This is a genomic window from Devosia sp. 919, from assembly GCF_013185965.1.
GTDB lineage: Bacteria > Pseudomonadota > Alphaproteobacteria > Rhizobiales > Devosiaceae > Devosia.
This window is the reverse complement of the sequence record NZ_JABAOL010000001.1, coordinates 2,140,657-2,158,308: the sequence shown is the minus strand read 5'-3', so window position 1 is coordinate 2,158,308 and position 17,652 is coordinate 2,140,657. Positions and strand designations below refer to the sequence as shown.

Here is a 17,652-nt window from a genome sequence, read left to right as displayed (position 1 = left end):
CCACTTCATCCCCAAACAACCCGTCGCTGCGTCAGCTGAAGAAGTGCAGCTGCGCCAGCGGCAGGCTCGTGGCCGGCTCGACGGTCGCGTGCACGCCATCCACCGTCACCGCATAGGTTTCCGGGTTCACCTCGATCACGGGCAAAGCACTGTTTCGCACCATGTGCGCCTTGCCGATGGTTCGGGTGGCGTAGACCGGCACAACGTTGGACTTGAGGTCGTAGCGATCCACGATCCCGTCGTTGAAAGCCGCGTTGGAGGTGAAGGTGACGCGGGATTTCGGCAGCGCCGATCCTTGCCCGCCAAACATCGGCCGGTAGCTCACCGGCTGGGGCGTGGGGAGCGAGGCATTGGGATCACCCATCAGCCCCCAGGAAATGAAGCCGCCCTTGATTACCATCTTGGGCTTGGCGCCAAAGAAGGCTGGCTCCCACAGCACCAGGTCCGCCATCTTGCCCACTTCAACCGAGCCGATCACCTTGCTGACGCCCTGGGCGATGGCGGGATTGATGGTCACCTTGGCGACGAACCGCAGCACGCGCTCGTTGTCATTGTTGGAGCTGTCGCCCGAATAAGGGCCACGCCGCTGCTTCATCAGATGGGCGGTTTGGACCGTGCGCATCCAGCACTCGCCAACGCGGCCCATGGCTTGGCTGTCGCTCGAGATGATGGAGATGGCGCCAAGATCATGCAGCACGTTTTCCGCCGCGATGGTCTCGGGCCGTACCCGGCTTTCGGCGAAGGCCACATCCGTCGGGATCTTCGCACTGAGATTGTGGCAGATCATCGTCATATCAAACAGTTCCGCCTGCGAGTTGATCCCGTATGGCAGGGTCGGATTGGTGGAACTGGGCAACACATTGGGCTGCCCGGCGACGCGGATGATGTCGGGGGCGTGGCCGCCGCCGGCGCCTTCGGTGTGATAGGTGTGGATCGTGCGCCCTTCGAACGCGGCGATCGTGTTCTCGACGAACCCGCCTTCGTTGAGCGTATCGGTATGGATGCAAACCTGCACGTCCATCCGGTCGGCAACCGTCAGCGCCATCCGGATCGCGGCGGCCGTACTGCCCCAGTCCTCGTGGATCTTGAAGCCCATGGCTCCGGCCCGGATCTGCTCTTCGAGCGGTGCCGGTGACGAGCAGTTGCCCTTGCCCAAGACCCCGGCATTGACCGGCCAGGCATCAAAAGAACGCAGCATCATCTCGATGTTCCAGGTGCCGGGCGTGATGGTGGTACCATTGGTGCCATCGGTCGGCCCGACGCCACCGCCAAAGAGCGTGGTGATGCCGTTGCTCAGCGCCGCTTGCGCCTGTTGGGGCGAAATGAAGTGCACATGCGCGTCAATGCCGCCGGCGGTGAGGATCAGGTGCTCGCCTGAAATGGCGTCGCATCCTGGCCCCAGCGCCAGGCCGGGCGTGACCCCGGACATGACGGAAGGGTTGCCCGCCTTGCCGATGCCGCAGACCACGCCGTTCTTGATGCCAACATCAGCTTTGATGATGCCCTGGATGGCATCAATGATGGTCACATTGGTGATGACCAGGTCCGGTGAGCCGGCGGCGCTTGTGAGCTCGTTGTCAAAACCCATGCCGTCGCGCAAGGTCTTGCCACCGCCATATACGGCTTCCTCGCCATATACCCGCAGGTCCTTCTCGACCTCGACGTAAAGGTCGGTGTCGCCGAGACGGATTTTATCGCCAGTGGTCGGACCATAAAGGTCCGAATATTGCCGCCTTGAGATCTTCGCCATGGTGTGACCCGTTCTTGAAGTAGCTGTTCAAATTATTGGGGGGTGTTCTTGAAGCCGTAGCGCTCGACCCGCTCCATCGCGTCAGCCAGGCGGGGCCGCTGGTCGTCATAGCTCTCATCACCAACCCAGCCATTGACGAGGCCATTGAAGCCGATGACGCGCTGCTTGCCCTGAAAAGGGATCAGCACCACTTCCTTTTCGTCGCCGGGCTCGAAGCGCAGCGCGGTCGTGGCCGGGATATTGAGGCGCTTGCCGAAGGCCTGTTCGCGGTCGAACTCCAGCGCGGAGTTCACTTCGAAGAAATGGAAGTGGGACCCGACCTGGACGGGCCGGTCGCCAGTATTGCGGACCTTGAGCGTATTGGTCGGGTAGCCGGCATTGATCTCGATCTCGCCATCCGCGAGCACCAGCCCGCCAACAGGAGTATTCGTGGTCTCGGTGGCCATTGAACCACTCCTTTGCTTATTGGATCGGGTCGTGAACGGTGACGAGGCGGCTGCCATCGGTGAACACCGCTTCGACTTGGACGTAGGGGATCATGTCCACGACACCCTCCATGACGTCCCCGCGGGTGATGGCTTTGCGCGCAATTTCCATGACTTCCTCGAGCGTCTTGCCGGCGCGGGCATTGTCGAGCGCGCTGGCGGCGATCAAGGAGACGGCCTCGGGATGATTGAGCTTGAGCCCATCATCCTTTCGGCGCTGCGCGACCATGGCCATCATGTAGATCATGAGCTTGTCGGTCTCTCGCGGCGTCAGGTGCATCTCTAACCTCCGACATGGGTGAATTCTGGCGACGTCGTCTCGTCTTAGGCTGCAACAGGCTGGCTGCCACGCCCCGATAAAGAACAACGCCCATAAACAAAGGGTATGCCTCGCCATCGTGTAAGTAAATCTGCAACCCGACTGCTTCGGGTGCGATACTGAACGCGTACTGAACACAGAACAACAGCAATATAAGAAGTTCTATTTTGTCTTTGTCGCCGTTTTGTTTGGCATTGTCTCGGTTGCGATACGAGCTTCATGCATGTTCATCCGCGATGGACACGGTGACATCGCACGACTTATATTCACGTCTTTCAGTTGGAGAAGAACTACGGACCCGCAGTCGCGGGAGTCAGGTGCCGCCGTCGCTTTGCCGGCTCAGCATCTCGCCAGCCCTCAACCCAAGCAGCACCGCGACAAAGCCAATGAGAAGGCTCAACACGGCGTAGAGCAGGCCCACGGAGAGCCCGATCGTTGAGGTCGTGAGCAGCACAAAGGTCGCGTAAACAAAGCTGGAAAAGGTGGACATGCCACCCGTCAGGCCCGTTCCGACAAAAAGGTTCGCTCGCGTCCCGATCGCGCCGTGCGAATGCAGGCCGTTCACCATCCCCAGGACAAAGGACGCCACGATGTTGGCCACGAAGATGGAATAAGGAAAGCCATCGCGCCCGGTCGGCACCCAGAGCATGAGCAGTTCCCGGATGGTCGCCCCAACGGCGCCGCCCAGGAATACCAGGATGACCGTCAGGACCAGGCCGCTGTCCTGTTTGCTTTGTTCGTTGGAAGCCATCAACCCAACTCCATCTGCGGACTTAGCCAGCAAGCCGCGCCAGCTGCGCGCCGGCACCTGCCGCGAGAATGCCCAGAACCACCGAGCCCAGCAGATAGCCGACAGTCTTGCCGGGGCTGCCGGAGTGATAAAGCTTGGCGGCATCGAGCTGCATGGTGCTGAACGTGGTGTAGCCACCCAGAATGCCCGTTAGGACGCCCGCGTTCAGCAGGCTCCCATAGCGGTCATGCCACTCCACCGAGAACAGCACTGAAAGAAGACCGATCACGAAGGCACCGGTGACATTGATCAACACCGTCGACCATGGAAACCCACCTGGCCCCTGCTCCTTGACGAGCTTGCCCACAAGCCACCGGAGCACCGATCCAATACCGCCACCACCGGCTACGAAAACAAGGTCAGAAAACTGCATTGTGTCGATCCGCTGGTGATATCGGCGTGGTTCGAGCGACCGAGGCGATCCGCTGGTTCGGCAACTCGATGCGTTTGATCACTATGCTCCGGAACACGCCGCGGGATTTGACCACCGTCAAAAGTGCTCCGCACGAAACGACTATAGCTTGCGCGGAGGGTCGGGCGGCTGCGGCTGGTGTGCAGCTGGCCCTGTTTGATCGAGGTCGAGTTGGGGTGATAATAATCGAGAGCACCCCGCTTAACGCCTCCAGATCATTGGAAAGAAGTGCGGAGTATCAAGATCAACACACCAGTCGATTTTACTTGTTGTGGACGGAAAATCAAAAGAACTCCCCCACACCCTCTGAATAGAAGTTGTCCCACTTAGATTCCCGGGCGGACCAAGAACAGGAGACACGTCCATGGCATTCAAATCAGCAATCCGGGTCGCGGTGGCGGCGGTTGCCTTGCTTCCAACGGCAGCGTTTGCCCACCCCGATATCGGGGAAAGCAGCGGCATCATGCACGGCCTCGCGCACCCGGTATCCGGGCTCGACCATATTCTGGCGATGGTGATGGTGGGCGTGCTGGCCTATCAACTTGGGGGCCGGGCCTTGTGGCTGGTGCCGGTCACTTTTGTTGCGGTGATGGCGCTGGGTGGCGGTTTGGGCATCGTCGGCATCCAGGTGCCAATGGTCGAGTTGGGCATCGCCCTTTCGGTAATCGTATTGGGTGCCTGTGTCCTGATGAACATCAAGGCGCCTGTTGCCCTGGCAATGGGGCTCGTGGGCTTCTTCGCCGTCTTCCACGGCTATGCCCACGGCGCAGAAATGCCGGCGGGATCGGGCGGCCTCACCTATGCATTTGGCTTCCTTGTCGCCACCGCGCTGCTGCATGTAGCGGGAATTGGCCTCGGCTTCCTCATCGGCAAGGCTGGCGACAACTACGGCTCCGCGGTGGTCCGCTCGTCCGGCGGTCTCGCAGCAGTCGCTGGCCTCGGCATCCTGACCGGCGTCTTGTGATCGCCTGACCGCGGCCAAGGGAGTTCATTATCTAGTCGTTGCAAGGCTTCCTCTCTCCCAGGGGAAGCCTTTTGCGTTTCAGGGTATCGCGAGCAGACATCCCGGGACCCGCGGTGACTTGATGGAAGTCAAAGCCGCCGACGCCGCGACAGGCATGATGGTGGTCCAACCCGACGCCCGCTAAGCCAAACCAGAGCTCCGCCGCTGCTATGGCTCCATCCTCGGCGTTTGGCTGCCCCGAGCGAGGAGCGAGCAAGATGATCATCTCCGCCGATAAGCTGGCTCTCGACCCGGCCCTGGAGCAGCCCGACGCGGTGGTGGATGCTCTCCGAAGCGATCCCGAGCGCGGTCTTGCGCAAGGGGAGGCGCAGCGGCGACTAGAGGCGAACGGCTCCAACGAACTGCGTGCGGTTGCACCTGTACCGAACTGGCGGCGCTTCTTGAGCCAGTTCGAGGACCCGTTGATTTACCTGCTGCTCCTGGCAGCCCTGGTTTCATTTGCCGCGTGGCTGCTCCAGGGGCATGAACCTCTCCCCATCGACGCCATCGTCATCGCCGCAATCGTGCTGCTGAACGCTGTGCTCGGCTATATCCAGGAGACTCGGGCAGCGGATGCGGTGGCGGCACTTGCCAGGATGACGGCCGTTACCTCTTCGGTCATTCGCGACGGGGAACGGCGGCGGATACCCAGCGCCGAGTTGGTGCCCGGCGATCTGCTCCTGCTCGAAGAAGGCGATGCTGTGGGCGCAGACGCCCGCCTGATCCAGGCGGCTGCGCTGCGCGCTCAGGAAGCCTCCCTCACCGGTGAAAGCGCTTCGGTCGCCAAGAACACCCGCCCCCTTGAGGCGCCGGCCCCTCTCGCTGAGCAGACCTGCATGGTTTTCAAGGGCACCGCGATCACCCAAGGCAGTGCCCTTGCCGTCGTAACGGCAACCGGCATGCAGACCCAGATGGGTCTCGTGGCCGGCATGCTCCACGCCACGCCTGAAGACCAAACTCCGCTAGAGCGAGAAGTCTCGCGGCTGGGGCGCACCCTTGGTCTGGCGGCGGTCGGCATTGCCCTGGTTGTGGTCGCCACCATCATCGCCATCTCCGACGTAAACAGCCCGGACGCTCTTGTCACGATCATGCTGTTTGGTGTGTCGCTCGCCGTGGCCGCAGTCCCCGAGGGCTTGCCGGCCATCTTGACGCTGGTGTTGGCCTTGGGAGTGCAGCGGATGGCCACGCACAAGGCTGTTGTCAAGAACCTCTCCTCAGTTGAGAGCCTGGGTTCGGCAACCGTGATCTGCTCAGACAAGACTGGCACGCTGACCCAGGGTGAGATGACCATCGAACGTGTGGCCACGGCTTCGGGCGTCACCCACATTACCGGGGTCGGTTATGAGCCGCGGGGACAGGTGCTCGGGCCGGGGAACATAGCGCCCGAAAGCCAGCTAAGGGCGGAGCAGATTGTGGTGATCGGCGGCGGCAGCCTTGTCAACAATGCCGCGCTCCGGCAGATCGATCAAGACCGCTGGGAGGTCGAAGGCGACCCCACCGAGGCAGCTTTCCTCGTGGCGGAAAGGAAGTTCGGCATCCACGAGCGCCGGCGACGGCGGTTTCGTCGCATCCGAGAGATCCCGTTCACCTCCGAGCGTAAGATGATGTCCACGATCGCCAGTGATCGCGAGTGGGGGGATCAACCGGTTCTCGTCACCAAGGGTGCGCCTGATGTGCTGATGGCGCGCTGCACGCAGATCCGCGTCGGTATGGACACATTTCCGTTTGAGGCAATGCGACGTCGGCGAGCCCAAGCCGATATCGAAAGGATGTCAGCCGACGCGCTCCGCACTCTCGCCGTGGCCTACAAGCCACTGGAGCGCAGCGAGCAACAGGAGGACCTCGAGGCGCTTGAACACGACCTGATCTATGTCGGCAGCGTGGGCATGATCGATCCGCCGCGCGAGGAAGCTGCTGCCGCCGTGGCCGAGGCCCACGGTGCTGGCATCCGGATCGTTATGATCACCGGCGATCATCCGAGCACGGCCCTGCGCATCGCCTCCCAGCTCGGCATCGTTGATGCCGACGCTCCCGTTCTGACTGGGGGCGAGCTTGACGGCATGGATGACGCTGCGCTGACTGCCGCCGTACGCAACACGTCGGTGTTCGCGCGCGTGGCCCCCATCCACAAGCTCAAGATCGTCGACGCCCTGCAGGCGGATGGCGAAGTGGTGGCGATGACGGGTGATGGGGTCAACGACGCCCCTGCCCTAAAATCCGCTGATATCGGCATTGCCATGGGCATCGCCGGCACCGAGGTGACCAAGGAGGCCGCTGAAATGATCCTGGCGGATGACAACTTCGCTACCATTGTGCGGGCCGTGCGCGAAGGCCGGGCAATCTTCGAGAACATCCGCAAGTTCCTGCGCTATATGCTATCCTCCAATATCGGCGAAGTGCTCACCGTGTTCCTGGGCGTAGTCGGCGCGAGCTTTATCGGGCTCGATGCTGCAGGCGAAGGTCTGGTGCTGCCGCTCCTCGCCACCCAGGTCCTGTGGATCAACCTGGTTACCGATTCGGGCCCAGCGCTGGCCATGGGGCTCGATCCCGAAACGGACGACGTCATGGCTCGTCCGCCACGCTCCCCAACCCAGCCCGTAATCGACCGGAGCATGTGGGCGGGCGTGCTTTATAGTGGCGTCATCATGGCCCTGGCGAGCCTGTTCGCCATCGACTTCTACTTACCCGGCGGCTTTGTTGAAGGAACCGCCTCCCTTGAGGAGGCACGCACCGCCGGGTTCACCGCCCTGGTACTGGCGCAACTCTTCAATTGCTTTAACACCCGTTCAGATACCGCCAGCGCATTCCATCACCTGTTTCTCAACCACTGGTTATGGGCTGCAGTGGCATTGTCGCTGCTGTTGCAGGTGGCGGTGATCCACGTACCGGCGCTGAACTACGCCTTCGGCACCGTCCCCCTGACCTTCGAGCAATGGCTCTTCTGCACGCTTATGGGCAGCATGGTCCTCTGGCTCGGGGAAGTGCGAAAATGGGTCAGCGCTCAGTTTGGGCAGACTGGAGATTCTCGTTTGCAGTAGATCTCACCGCAAGGCTGCAGAGGAGTGACCAGTTCTCAGCGCATCTCAGCCAAAGCGGCGCTGATGTCCCGCTCCAGCAGGTCCAGTTCGTTCAGCGCGATATCGATCCCTCGAGCCAGATCGTCGGACTTGGTCGGGACGAGCGCAGTAGCCTCAGCCAGAGAAGTCCGTTCCGACCGGATCGCGTCAAGGGTCCGCGTGGCAGCAGCGATCTGGTCAGCATCATGGGTGCCCACCTGCCGACTCTCGCTGCCAGCGCCTACGAAGTGAACGGCATCGGCGGACCATGTCCCTATGGACTGCCGCACAAGTTCAAACTGCATCTTGAGATCGTCTTCAGTCATCGCCACTCCGTGGGTTGCTCCCCCTGAACGGCTGCAGCCCGGATGAGTTCACCAGGTGCTTTGATGATGCTGTCAGTTCCTGCTGACGCATCGCCCGCGAGGACAACGCAAGGCTACTCCCATGTCCTGCAGGCGAGCGGTGGTCGCCAAACGCTAGAGGGAGCCTGCGAGAAGGGGAATGGTGGGCGATGACGGACTGCACTTGTGCAGACATTTCAACACGTTAGAACGTTTTAGCACCCCTAAAAGGACCTATGTGGCCCATTGAAACTTAAGGGCTTTTTCGCAAAGTTTCTAACTTTCAGCAGTGCTTGATCGGCCCCCTACAGCCGCATACCATGAGGGATGAGCCTCAACATCACCATCGACTTAAACGAACCCAACCGCCTGCTCGACTGCCAGGTGCGCGTGATCTCCGTAGAGGAGCACCACCTTGGCATTCTCGAACTGGACACGGACCAGGGTTTTCTCCCGATCTCGGTCAACCGAAGCGCAGCGGCCACGCTGATCACAGCGCTGGCCGAGTTCATGGCCGCTACAGAGGTGGACGAAGAAATCCCGATCGCCAACGACGATGACCCGGTGGATTGATGAAGCGCTCCTTACTGCTATTGGCCGCCGTATTGATGCTGCAAGCTGCCCTGCCCGCGGCAGCTCAACCTAATCCTCGACTGCGCCTAGAGATGTGCGGCAACCAGCCAAACACGGCAACCAAGACCTGCGTAGTCGATGGAGACACGCTTTGGCTCGCCGGCGAGAACATCCGCCTGAAGGACTTCGATACGCCGGAGCCTCAGAGCAGTATCTGCGGTGGGGATCGGGAGGTCGCTCTGGCCAAGCAGGCAAGCGCTCGGCTTCTGGAACTGCTCAACTCAAACGAGTGGACCATCGAGCGCTTCGGCCTCGACAGCACCCGCAGCAAGCGCCGCCTCGCCACCATCAGGATAGGCGACCGGGATGTTGGGGACATTCTGATTGAGGAACGTCTAGCCCGACAATGGCCTGATGGCGAAGAATGGTGGTGCGACTGATGGCGCGAGTGCCGAGCATATCGAGGATCAGACCAGGTCGCGCCAATTCCTAAGCGAACTTGATCGCAACTCGTGAACTCAGCGAAGGCAAATGACTTGGCAGAGGCTTAGCGCCTGAGAGGCCATCCTTCTTCACCTGTTCGCGTCAATACCTCGTCGTTCCGTGCCCACCTGGCGCGCCATAGGAACGCTTTACCTACCCATCTTTACCGTCTTCGTTCTTTGTCTCTAACAGCGGTACCGCATATGCGATTTAGTACGCTGGTGAAACGTCGGCGAAGGGTGCGGCAGTATGAGCAGAGTGCCTATGTTCTTAAGGGTGGCCGCATCTGCCGCCCTGTTGACTACTGTGGCTTGGGCCCAGGAGTCACCGTTCGTCCGTCCGAATAGCGTCAGCACCGATGAGCTTATTTTCACAAGTGTCGGGTTCTGGATCAACGCCCAACGTATTTGCGGTATTGGATACGACCCGGAAGGCTTAAACGCCCAGCTCCAACTGTCCGCGCAACTTGTCGAAATGTCAGTACCATCCCTCATGCAGAGGGCGCAGAAATTCGCTGACTACGCTGCTCCACACGTAACCAACGCCACTTGTAGAGAGGCTACCAAACAGGCCAAGCGCATGGGGATTTTGGCCGGTTACAAGCCGCCAAAGCTTCAAACGCCCGCTCCTGGCTCGTTGTCTGAATAGCGGTGCGGCATCAATGAGCGCGTGAATAACCCCACTAGGCTGAGAGCTCGATCAGGGCCGCTGGTGGCTGGTGCCCCTCGCCCGTGCCTGGCCATCTGGCGAAGAGTGGTGGTGCGACTAAGCTCGTCCTAACGCTCAAAAGCGCATGTTTAAGCCGCTTGTAATCTTGTGGTATGCGATGGCATCCGCAAGCGAGAAACCACCAGAGCCGGCGAGTTCGAACTCACCAAAGTTGGTATAGCTGTACTCCGTTTGCAGAGTGGCGTGCTCGCCTATCGCATACTCGTAACCGACGCCAACAACATAGCCAATGCGCTGATTGTCATTGATCCCGGGCACTTCGTCACCGTCGGCTTCGATTACTACGGAGCCTACTGCGGCACCGCCGTGAGCGTAGAAGAGGTTGTTCTTTTGGGTGACGCCAAGGCGCCCCCGTATGGTTGCAACGCCTCGAAGCGTCTCCTCAATGGTGCCGCTCCCAATCCCGTTGAGGCCGCCCTCTGCCTTGATGCCGATGTTAGTTATGGCGACGTCAGCAATTGCTCCCACCAAGAAGTTCCCCTGAGTGTAGTCGAACCCCGCGCGGATCCCGGCCTCAAGCCCGCCGGCAGTCAGACTCAAGTTCCCGATGTCGGGCTCGCCGGAATACTCAATCTGGCCACTGGCGATACCGCCGAAGACGCCAAGATACGGGCGGCTCCAGGGGTTCGCGTCTTTGTTTGGCTCAGCGTATACCGGCCCTTCGACATACAAAGGCTCGTCAGCGGCGAATGCCTGCCCTGCTGATAGCGCCAAGAACATAGTAACAAGCATCTGCTTCATGTGAGCCCCCACAAATCAATAAGGCATAATGACTAGGTTAACCTTAATAGACCTTGAACGGGGTTTCATTTGTGGGAACGATACGTTTGCTTGCGAGCGCAAGAAGTGGAGCTTCACTTGAGAGTACCAAGCATACCGAAGCGCAAGCCCGATGTGCTGGACGAGGTGGAGAAGCTTGTTGGCCCGGCGGTCGTGGCCGAGCTCGAGGACCAGGCGTGGTCGCGTCACTTCCTCGATGAACTTGACCGAATAGCCGATAAGATTGCAAACCAGCCGAAGGTCTAGACTTCGAGCACAAGGTCAATCACCATCTGAATTCGGGACGTTCCTGACAAAACTGAGTTGTCCCCGCCCTTTAGACGTATTGACCGCTGGCTTTTGCTTCAGTTTTCCTTGTATTGGAGAGATCATGTGCGCAACGATCATCTCCTTTAAGCCCGGTGTACACCGAGATCAGGCCCTTGCCGACCTGCAGCGGGTCCAGGACCTATTACAGCGCTCCGGTCTGAACTTGGACACCGAGATCGGCCGCACCGAGGATGGTGATCCCTGGGTCACATTCTGCGACCCTGAGACAAACGACGTGATCGTAAACGTCGTGCTCGAGGAAGGGAACGTGGTCGCTCAAGGGCCGGCGTTCATTAGTCGGGTAAAACTACAGGAGATCGAGGCAGCACTGCGCGGCTTGCTCCGTTTGATGAAGATCGACCCGGGTATTAGCGACATCAGCCGCTTGATGCTGCCGATATTCGTCGCCCTCACCGCGCTGCACCTGTCTGATGCCGACGCAAGTGGTGACTGGCCGGAGCTCGGCGTCATGAACATACTCCATACGCCTGCAGTTTCCCTGATCACCGCTGCAGCTCTTATAGAACGCGTCGTTGAGGCCGCCGGCGTTGTTCTGCAAGACACCCTCGGCATCGGCCCCGAGGAGCAACCAGCCCCGGAGCCACAGGTGCTCGAATTGTCGTCGGGCAACCTGACCGAAGCAGAGTTGGAGCAGATGTTTGCGGCAGATCAGGACCCTATGTTCATGCCGCCTGATGACTTGTTAGTCCAAGTTGAGGACGCAACAGCGGTAACGGCCGAGATACCACCTCTGCTGGAATGGGAACGGGCCCACATCATACTCTTCTCGCCGGTCGACCCCTCGCCTGCCCTGGTTTCCTCCATCTTCTTGCGAGACGTACGCCCATTGAAACTCCCTGAGCCTATCAGTTTGGACATCGAGGGCTTGATAATAATCGACGAACTGTCACCAGAGGAGAGGACGGCGGTCATCGATCAGTTTTACGCGGAGGCCACGTCGAAGGTATATCTTGAAACCCGAACCCAGTGGGTCGTTTATGCTGAAGGAGTCGACGAGAGCTACTTGTTCAACCGGGAGGATGGCTCACAGTTAGTTCTAGTTGGGTTGGCGCCTCAGGTCGCTGCCTCAGCGGATATGTTGTCCCCCTAAGAAGGCGCTCGGTGACGTACTGATGTGTGGCCGCTTCACCAACGAGATGACTTGGGCAGATCTCCACGCCCTCTACAAGCTCAGCGACGAGCTTTACCCCGTGGCTCCCTCCAATATGCAGCCGCGCTATAACATCGCCCCCACGCAGGTCGTGCAATTCGTTCATCTGGACAAAGCCAAGAACCGCGAGCTCAACCAAGGTCGTTGGTGGCTGGTGCCGTTCTGGGCCCAAGAAGTGCCCAAGGCCACGATGTTCAATGCCCGCATAGAGACCATCGACACTTCCCCAGCCTTTCGCGAGCCCTTCAAGAACCGCCGCTGTCTGATCCCGGCGGATGCCTACATTGAGTGGACGAAGAACGTCGACGACGGGGGCAAGGACCCTTGGCTCCTCTACTTGCCGGAGCATCGCGGCTTCAGCTTTGCCGGCCTTTGGGCGCACAATGACAACCTGGGCGTTACTAGCTGCACCATCATCACCGCGCCGGCCGTGGAGCACCTAGCGCACATCCATGGCCGCATGCCGGTCATCTTGGAAGAGAGCTCCTACGACGCCTGGCTAACGGGCGATGCTCAAGGCGACGATGCGAAAGCACTGCTGCTCGACAATCACCTGGATAGCGAGCTGCAGTTCCACCGGATTGGACGTGCTGTGAACAACAGCCGATACGAGGGAACGGACGTGAAGAAGCCCTTGGTTAACCCGTTGTGAGCCATTCACTCCGAGGCCCGCGGCGCCCTTGACCAGTCGACCGTCTACCACCGCGGGACAGTTACATCCCTCTCGATTAATCAAGGGTCAGACATCGGGTACACCGACCAGCTGGATGTGAGCCTCACTTACGAGGTCGCCCAGTGTGCTGCCCGGTCCGCGCTCGTACATCTCGAGGCGAACATCGTGCCTGTCACCGGCGCTAATCGTCCCGGCGAAAAAGTCGCGGATGCCCTGGGTTACGCCAAGTTGGCCTCCGTCGCCCGTCAGCACGCTCCCATCCTCCCCTTTCCAGACGTAAGGGGACACCTTTGCGCCGCCATAGATGGGGGCGCCGCCTCCCTCGGTGCTAAGCGTGAACTCTTGCCACTCCACACCTTCGCTTTCGTCTTGGTCAACGAGTAGTTTGAAGACGTAATCGCGAGTTAGATCCGGCTTCAGACTGGTCCGCGTCTCGTCCATGTCCATCCCTACAGCGTACGCAATCAGGGGATCTTGGCCGTCCTCCACCTCGAATACGGTGATCCTCTCACCGTCCTCGTAGTCTACCGGGTCGGGCTCACCGCCGGACGAAGTTCTAACATCCAGGGCGAGTTCAACGTTTTCATTTTCAAGAAAGGAAATCGCCCGGAGCATATTATCGGCGCTCTCCCCACTTAGATAAAAGTTGCCGATGTTGTCTGGGTCGGTGGCATAAAGCTGGCCGTAGTCGTATTCTGTTGCTCCTCGCCCCGTACCAATGGCTTCAAAGAACCGGACCGCTTCCGAAGGTGTCCGTACTGAGCCAGCCTCCTCATCGACCTCTGCCAAGTAGTCGCGGCCTAGTTCGGCCGCTTCAGCACCCGTGTAGGTTTGGCTCTCCTGCGGCGTGTCCAGAGCCTCGGTGAAAATGTCTGCTGATGCGATCTTGTTCTGGATGACGGTCAAGTCACTACCCGTCGCCCCATCCATGATCTTGATCGCTATGGTATTGATGGCTTCGTCGCCGGCCGCCAGTTCAGCTGTGTAATAGGCTAATCCCGCCGCGTCAGGCTCCCGATTGAACAGCGACTGATATATGGCCGAAATAATTTCCTCGGGTGCCGCGTTCGCGAAGCGGTCCAGATACTCCGGCTCTCCCGCCAAGTTGCCGATGGCGCTCAGGTCTTGACCATTGTTCGTTAGACCGTTGTAGAAGGCGAGCCCACCTGGATCTGCAGGTCTGCCGAAAAGCGCCACATACACCCCTTGAATGCTAGCCATTTGTGTTTTCCTCCCCAAGCCTTGTCCTCCATGTGAGGGGGCGCTCTGGCGCATGCCCGGACAAGTCACATTTCGATTTAAACTGGTGACAAAAAGGGTGTGGGTAGGCCAGTCGCGATTAGGACAAACCGCTAATCTTCGGCGTTAAAGCGCTGCCGACAACGCGCCGGGCTTGATGAAACCCCGAAGTTGCTGCCACAAGCACAGTACATTCGGGTCTTTGTTGGCACATCGCCGATAATGCGCGCACTTTATTGCGAATTTATCCTGATAAAGAGCGTTGTTGTCTGTTCCAAGCTAAGGAACTAGGCGGCTCCCGCCGAGTTTCTGTTGGTGCCTCATCTTTATCCGCTCCCTTTTCGATCAGTTCGACTTCTAAGCGCACCAAGGGAGTTCAATCGGTCGCATATAGACTGGCGCGAATATATCGCGACCACTTCCTCGCGGACCGAAATCACGGAGGCTCTGGTGGCTGAAGAACGTAGAACCGGGCCAGACTTGCTTGCTCTTACAGGCGAGATTGTTGCTGCCTATGTGCAGCACAATTCGATTAGCACCACGTCACTTCCGCAGCTGATCCAGGAGGTGCATCAGACACTGAGCGGACTGGAAACTGGAGCGACCCCGCAGGCTCGACCTCCGCCTGAGCATCTGACCCCGGCGGTTCCGATCAAAAGATCTTACACCGCCGATTCTGTTACCTGCTTGGAATGCGGAAGGAAGTTCACGTCGCTCAAACGGCATATACGCGAAGCTCACGGCTTGGGGCCGGAGGAATATCTATCGAAATGGAACTTGCCGCGCAATTACCCGATGGTGGCCCCAGCGTACGGGCAGCTACGCTCCGAGTTGGCAAAAACCGGCGGATTCGGTCGACGGCTGGTGAGTCAAAACAGTAGCCGCAAATCAAACCGATAAGGTTGCGGGCTCGGCGGAAGAGTTGGCACTTACACATGATGAACATGCCGGACGGGCCCTGCACGCGCCTGGTCATTGTAGACTCCGGCTAGTGACCGCAAGCGATGCAGAACAGCGCCGAACTTTAGCGTGTCCGATCTCTTCACCACGCCTCGTCACGGTAGTGTGAATGGAGGAGTGCCTGCGCGTACCAAAAGGTACGAATAATCCTACTATTAAGTTTGGTATAATTGCGTCAAATTACTTATGGCCAACGTAGGGGACGCTATGGAGATCAAGCAATTTGTGGAGGAGATCCTTTCGAACCGCTACATTCCGCTAGTGCACGTAGTGAACTCCGACCCGCTTTTGTCTGACCAGATCTCTGCAGTACTATTGATCACCGAACTGCGCGTGGAGATGTTCAAAACTGCCGCAGAATTCGCGATGAATGTGTCCAGCAATCTGCCTGATGCAGTAATTATGAACATGCAGTTGGACGACAGAGATGGCATCCTCCTTCTTGACTGGTTCTTAGGCGTACAATCCGCAGCGAAGATCCCCGTGATTATGGTGGGCGATAATCCTGACGCGGTTAAGGTGGTTCAAGCTTTTAAGATGGGTGCGGCAGACGTTCTGACCACTCCAATTAGCGCATCAATGCTGCTGCACGGCCTGCGAGAACTCATAATGTTGCCGCGGACCCCGGCCGTGCCGCCGCGGAGCCCGACACTGGTCCCGAGTCTTGACGATTTCCCCGCATTGAAGGGCTTAACGCCGAGAGAGCTTGAGGTCCTAAGGCTGATTGCCGAGGCGTTGACCACCAAGGAGATCGGGCGAAAGCTACTGATCTCTCCCCGCACCGTCGAAGTTTATCGTGGACGGATATTAGAGAAGCTGCAGGCCCGCAACGCTGTGGATCTGATGCGGATCATCGTCAACCGGAAGCTCCCGGAATAGCAGGATGTGGTGGCCGAACCACCTTAGTATCACGTGAGTGCCGCGGCCCTGCCCTGCAGCACCGGCAGCGATACCGAAATACCAGCTCACTGCCATTTTTCCGGCTAGGCTTCCGTGCTCGCCTACGTCGCTCGGCCATCCGGGGAACGGCGAACTGGCTATTCCGAGGAGAGGGCGCAACGCGGCTTAGGTCGGACGGGCTAGCAGAACCTCATTGTTCCAATCTAGGTGATCGACAGGGGTAAACGGCTCTGGTTTGTTCAGGAGAGCCTAGTGCGAATCGTGCCTATCAGCCGCCTGGCTTACATGCTGCATGAGCAGCGTAAGCCGGACCTTAGGGGAACATGATGTCCGCGCTAAACGACCCGACTCCACCAATATCCGTCTTTGTCTTCGGCAATTACCATGTCCAATCGTCTGGCAGGTTGACCACTCCCCCGCTCCACTTGCTGCGAGTGCTGATTTTTGTGTTGCTGGAGGGGCAAGGCAAGCCTGTCTTGAGGCGGCATATCCGCGACCTGATCTGGTCCGACAGCGGCTCCGAGCAGGCCAACGCCGACATTCGCCAAACTATGGGTCGCATCCGCAAGTTCCAGCAAGATCACAACTTTGAGTTGCTCTCGGCTGACCCCCAAACGGTCTGGCTCAACCCCGACCAGGACATCTATATCGATCTGGCTGAGTTCATAGGTCTCGTTGCAAGCCCCAGCCCAAAGGCCTGCGTGCGGATGTGCGAAATCTACAGGGGTGACCTGCTGGGTTCGTCTGGCTCGGCGGGAAATGGGTTCGAGGACTGGCTTGCATTCCAGCGCACCGCCTTGCTCCGTCAATTTAACAGCGCGATGTCACAGGCCCTGGAGATCGGGACCGAACTGACCCCGCAGGAACGCTATCTTTGTGCGTCCCGTTTGCTGCAGCTGGATCCCTGTCATGAAGGCGCCCACCGGGCTCTGATGTCCGACGCGGCTGCGAAGGGGCAGTTCTCGCTCGTTAAGCAGCTCTTCAACGCTTGCAGCAAGCAGCTGCACGAGGAATTGGGAGTTGGACCCGACGACCACACCATCCGGCTTTATCAAGAACTGACCGGCAGGAGCCCGACCAGCTAGCGGAAGCTTCAGGAGGCAATCACGGTGGACGACACTGGTATCGTGATCATCGTGGGGTGCATCGAAGACCTCTTGTCGATCTTCGGATCAGCAACCGGCCTTTCGCCCCAGACCGGGGAGCGGGCTAAGCACGCGTTGGATCGCATTCAGGACACCCTGGAGCCCATAGTTCAAGGTTATGTTTCCGCGCTAGCAAAGGCCGAGAGCGATGCGATCCAGGGAGTGAACGTTTCGTTAATCGTTGCCGACATGAGGTTTGCGAGGACGCATTTTTCGGTCGGCAGGGATGAAATTGATGCGCAGATCGCGGTAGCGAGTAAGTCAGGGCTACCAGCCAACTTGATGTCGTACTTCGACTCCCTGAAATCTGTATTTCAGCCCGACGGCACACTCACTCAGCGCACCACTATGTTCTCAAGCTTCCTCGAGGCGATGAGCGTTCTCGAAGGCAGTAATTCCTTCCCTGATGCGGAGTTTGCTGCCCGTACTCTTCGTGAAGCCATGCAAGGGAACTGGAGAGAGCACATCAAGCGGTATCACGCCCTTCTCGCGGTGATCGAGACTGAGAAGTTTGGCTGAAGCCTCGTCGGC

General features: G+C 59.2%; 18 protein-coding genes. 10 read left to right on the top strand and 8 right to left on the bottom strand.

The window, feature by feature from the left end:
- Nucleotides 1-31 precede the first annotated feature (31 nt).
- The 5 genes from HRQ64_RS10610 to HRQ64_RS10590 form a co-directional block, all read right to left on the bottom strand.
- On the bottom strand, nucleotides 32-1,750 hold the full coding sequence (locus HRQ64_RS10610) for an urease subunit alpha (protein WP_127752979.1): 1,719 nt from the start codon (nucleotides 1,748-1,750) through the stop codon (nucleotides 32-34).
- 32 nt (nucleotides 1,751-1,782) lie between these two features.
- The gene (locus HRQ64_RS10605) at nucleotides 1,783-2,196 is read right to left on the bottom strand and encodes an urease subunit beta (RefSeq protein WP_172123253.1); all 414 of its coding nucleotides are present in this window, start codon (nucleotides 2,194-2,196) and stop codon (nucleotides 1,783-1,785) included.
- Nucleotides 2,197-2,212: 16 nt separating this feature from the next.
- Nucleotides 2,213-2,515, bottom strand: coding sequence for an urease subunit gamma (locus tag HRQ64_RS10600; RefSeq protein ID WP_127752977.1), 303 nt, complete (start codon nucleotides 2,513-2,515; stop codon nucleotides 2,213-2,215).
- A 352-nt stretch (nucleotides 2,516-2,867) separates the two neighbouring features.
- Complete coding sequence (locus HRQ64_RS10595; RefSeq protein WP_248305282.1) at nucleotides 2,868-3,305, bottom strand: CrcB family protein; 438 nt, start codon at nucleotides 3,303-3,305, stop codon at nucleotides 2,868-2,870.
- Between the two features lie 22 nt (nucleotides 3,306-3,327).
- A complete protein-coding gene (locus HRQ64_RS10590) occupies nucleotides 3,328-3,717 on the bottom strand; it encodes a CrcB family protein (protein WP_172123252.1) in 390 nt (129 codons plus the stop codon).
- Nucleotides 3,718-4,120: 403 nt separating this feature from the next.
- Between HRQ64_RS10590 and HRQ64_RS10585 the strand changes: the two genes are divergently transcribed.
- Nucleotides 4,121-4,720, top strand: a complete 600-nt coding sequence (locus HRQ64_RS10585; RefSeq protein WP_172123251.1) for a HupE/UreJ family protein — start codon at nucleotides 4,121-4,123, stop codon at nucleotides 4,718-4,720.
- A 257-nt stretch (nucleotides 4,721-4,977) separates the two neighbouring features.
- The gene (locus tag HRQ64_RS10580) at nucleotides 4,978-7,797 is read left to right on the top strand and encodes a cation-translocating P-type ATPase (RefSeq protein ID WP_172123250.1); all 2,820 of its coding nucleotides are present in this window, start codon (nucleotides 4,978-4,980) and stop codon (nucleotides 7,795-7,797) included.
- A 35-nt stretch (nucleotides 7,798-7,832) separates the two neighbouring features.
- Here the strand turns inward: HRQ64_RS10580 and HRQ64_RS10575 are convergent, their stop codons facing one another.
- A complete protein-coding gene (locus tag HRQ64_RS10575; RefSeq protein WP_127752973.1) occupies nucleotides 7,833-8,141 on the bottom strand; it encodes a hypothetical protein in 309 nt (102 codons plus the stop codon).
- A gap of 345 nt (nucleotides 8,142-8,486) precedes the next feature.
- On the opposite strand from HRQ64_RS10575, the gene HRQ64_RS10570 reads away from it, so the two are divergent.
- Both HRQ64_RS10570 and HRQ64_RS10565 read left to right on the top strand, forming a co-directional pair.
- Entirely contained in the window at nucleotides 8,487-8,732 is a 246-nt protein-coding gene (locus tag HRQ64_RS10570) for a hypothetical protein (RefSeq protein WP_172123249.1), read from the top strand.
- Nucleotides 8,732-9,172, top strand: a complete 441-nt coding sequence (locus HRQ64_RS10565) for a thermonuclease family protein (RefSeq protein ID WP_248308254.1) — start codon at nucleotides 8,732-8,734, stop codon at nucleotides 9,170-9,172. The genes HRQ64_RS10570 and HRQ64_RS10565 overlap by 1 nt, the downstream gene beginning before the upstream one ends.
- Before the next feature lie 826 nt (nucleotides 9,173-9,998).
- Here the strand turns inward: HRQ64_RS10565 and HRQ64_RS10560 are convergent.
- Complete coding sequence (locus HRQ64_RS10560) at nucleotides 9,999-10,685, bottom strand: outer membrane beta-barrel protein (RefSeq protein WP_172123248.1); 687 nt, start codon at nucleotides 10,683-10,685, stop codon at nucleotides 9,999-10,001.
- 409 nt (nucleotides 10,686-11,094) lie between these two features.
- Between HRQ64_RS10560 and HRQ64_RS10555 the strand changes: the two genes are divergently transcribed.
- Both HRQ64_RS10555 and HRQ64_RS10550 read left to right on the top strand, forming a co-directional pair.
- Nucleotides 11,095-12,144, top strand: coding sequence for a hypothetical protein (locus tag HRQ64_RS10555; RefSeq protein WP_172123247.1), 1,050 nt, complete (start codon nucleotides 11,095-11,097; stop codon nucleotides 12,142-12,144).
- A gap of 22 nt (nucleotides 12,145-12,166) precedes the next feature.
- The gene (locus tag HRQ64_RS10550) at nucleotides 12,167-12,856 is read left to right on the top strand and encodes an SOS response-associated peptidase (RefSeq protein WP_172123246.1); all 690 of its coding nucleotides are present in this window, start codon (nucleotides 12,167-12,169) and stop codon (nucleotides 12,854-12,856) included.
- Between the two features lie 87 nt (nucleotides 12,857-12,943).
- Here the strand turns inward: HRQ64_RS10550 and HRQ64_RS10545 are convergent, their stop codons facing one another.
- Entirely contained in the window at nucleotides 12,944-14,098 is a 1,155-nt protein-coding gene (locus tag HRQ64_RS10545) for a DUF4214 domain-containing protein (RefSeq protein ID WP_172123245.1), read from the bottom strand.
- 468 nt (nucleotides 14,099-14,566) lie between these two features.
- Here HRQ64_RS10545 and HRQ64_RS10540 point away from each other — a divergent pair, with 468 nt between their 5' ends.
- The 4 genes from HRQ64_RS10540 (at nucleotide 14,567) to HRQ64_RS10525 (ending at nucleotide 17,640) form a co-directional block, all read left to right on the top strand.
- A complete protein-coding gene (locus tag HRQ64_RS10540) occupies nucleotides 14,567-15,016 on the top strand; it encodes a MucR family transcriptional regulator (RefSeq protein WP_349236694.1) in 450 nt (149 codons plus the stop codon).
- A gap of 267 nt (nucleotides 15,017-15,283) precedes the next feature.
- Nucleotides 15,284-15,955: a LuxR C-terminal-related transcriptional regulator gene (locus HRQ64_RS10535; protein ID WP_172123244.1), complete on the top strand. Its 672-nt coding sequence runs from the start codon at nucleotides 15,284-15,286 to the stop codon at nucleotides 15,953-15,955.
- Nucleotides 15,956-16,410: 455 nt separating this feature from the next.
- Nucleotides 16,411-17,061, top strand: coding sequence for a BTAD domain-containing putative transcriptional regulator (locus HRQ64_RS10530; RefSeq protein WP_172123243.1), 651 nt, complete (start codon nucleotides 16,411-16,413; stop codon nucleotides 17,059-17,061).
- A gap of 24 nt (nucleotides 17,062-17,085) precedes the next feature.
- Complete coding sequence (locus HRQ64_RS10525) at nucleotides 17,086-17,640, top strand: hypothetical protein (RefSeq protein WP_172123242.1); 555 nt, start codon at nucleotides 17,086-17,088, stop codon at nucleotides 17,638-17,640.
- The last annotated feature ends 12 nt before the right edge of the window (nucleotides 17,641-17,652 follow it).

Coding starts and splice junctions, on each gene's coding strand:
- HRQ64_RS10585 (WP_172123251.1), top strand. CDS start 4,121: ATGGCATTCAAATCAGCAATCCGGGTCGCGGTGGCGGCGGTTGCCTTG.
- HRQ64_RS10570 (WP_172123249.1), top strand. CDS start 8,487: ATGAGCCTCAACATCACCATCGACTTAAACGAACCCAACCGCCTGCTC.
- HRQ64_RS10560 (WP_172123248.1), bottom strand. CDS start 10,685: ATGAAGCAGATGCTTGTTACTATGTTCTTGGCGCTATCAGCAGGGCAG.
- HRQ64_RS10550 (WP_172123246.1), top strand. CDS start 12,167: ATGTGTGGCCGCTTCACCAACGAGATGACTTGGGCAGATCTCCACGCC.
- HRQ64_RS10610 (WP_127752979.1), bottom strand. CDS start 1,750: ATGGCGAAGATCTCAAGGCGGCAATATTCGGACCTTTATGGTCCGACC.
- HRQ64_RS10595 (WP_248305282.1), bottom strand. CDS start 3,305: ATGGCTTCCAACGAACAAAGCAAACAGGACAGCGGCCTGGTCCTGACG.
- HRQ64_RS10605 (WP_172123253.1), bottom strand. CDS start 2,196: ATGGCCACCGAGACCACGAATACTCCTGTTGGCGGGCTGGTGCTCGCG.
- HRQ64_RS10555 (WP_172123247.1), top strand. CDS start 11,095: ATGTGCGCAACGATCATCTCCTTTAAGCCCGGTGTACACCGAGATCAG.
- HRQ64_RS10580 (WP_172123250.1), top strand. CDS start 4,978: ATGATCATCTCCGCCGATAAGCTGGCTCTCGACCCGGCCCTGGAGCAG.
- HRQ64_RS10545 (WP_172123245.1), bottom strand. CDS start 14,098: ATGGCTAGCATTCAAGGGGTGTATGTGGCGCTTTTCGGCAGACCTGCA.
- HRQ64_RS10600 (WP_127752977.1), bottom strand. CDS start 2,515: ATGCACCTGACGCCGCGAGAGACCGACAAGCTCATGATCTACATGATG.
- HRQ64_RS10575 (WP_127752973.1), bottom strand. CDS start 8,141: ATGACTGAAGACGATCTCAAGATGCAGTTTGAACTTGTGCGGCAGTCC.
- HRQ64_RS10565 (WP_248308254.1), top strand. CDS start 8,732: ATGAAGCGCTCCTTACTGCTATTGGCCGCCGTATTGATGCTGCAAGCT.
- HRQ64_RS10535 (WP_172123244.1), top strand. CDS start 15,284: ATGGAGATCAAGCAATTTGTGGAGGAGATCCTTTCGAACCGCTACATT.
- HRQ64_RS10590 (WP_172123252.1), bottom strand. CDS start 3,717: ATGCAGTTTTCTGACCTTGTTTTCGTAGCCGGTGGTGGCGGTATTGGA.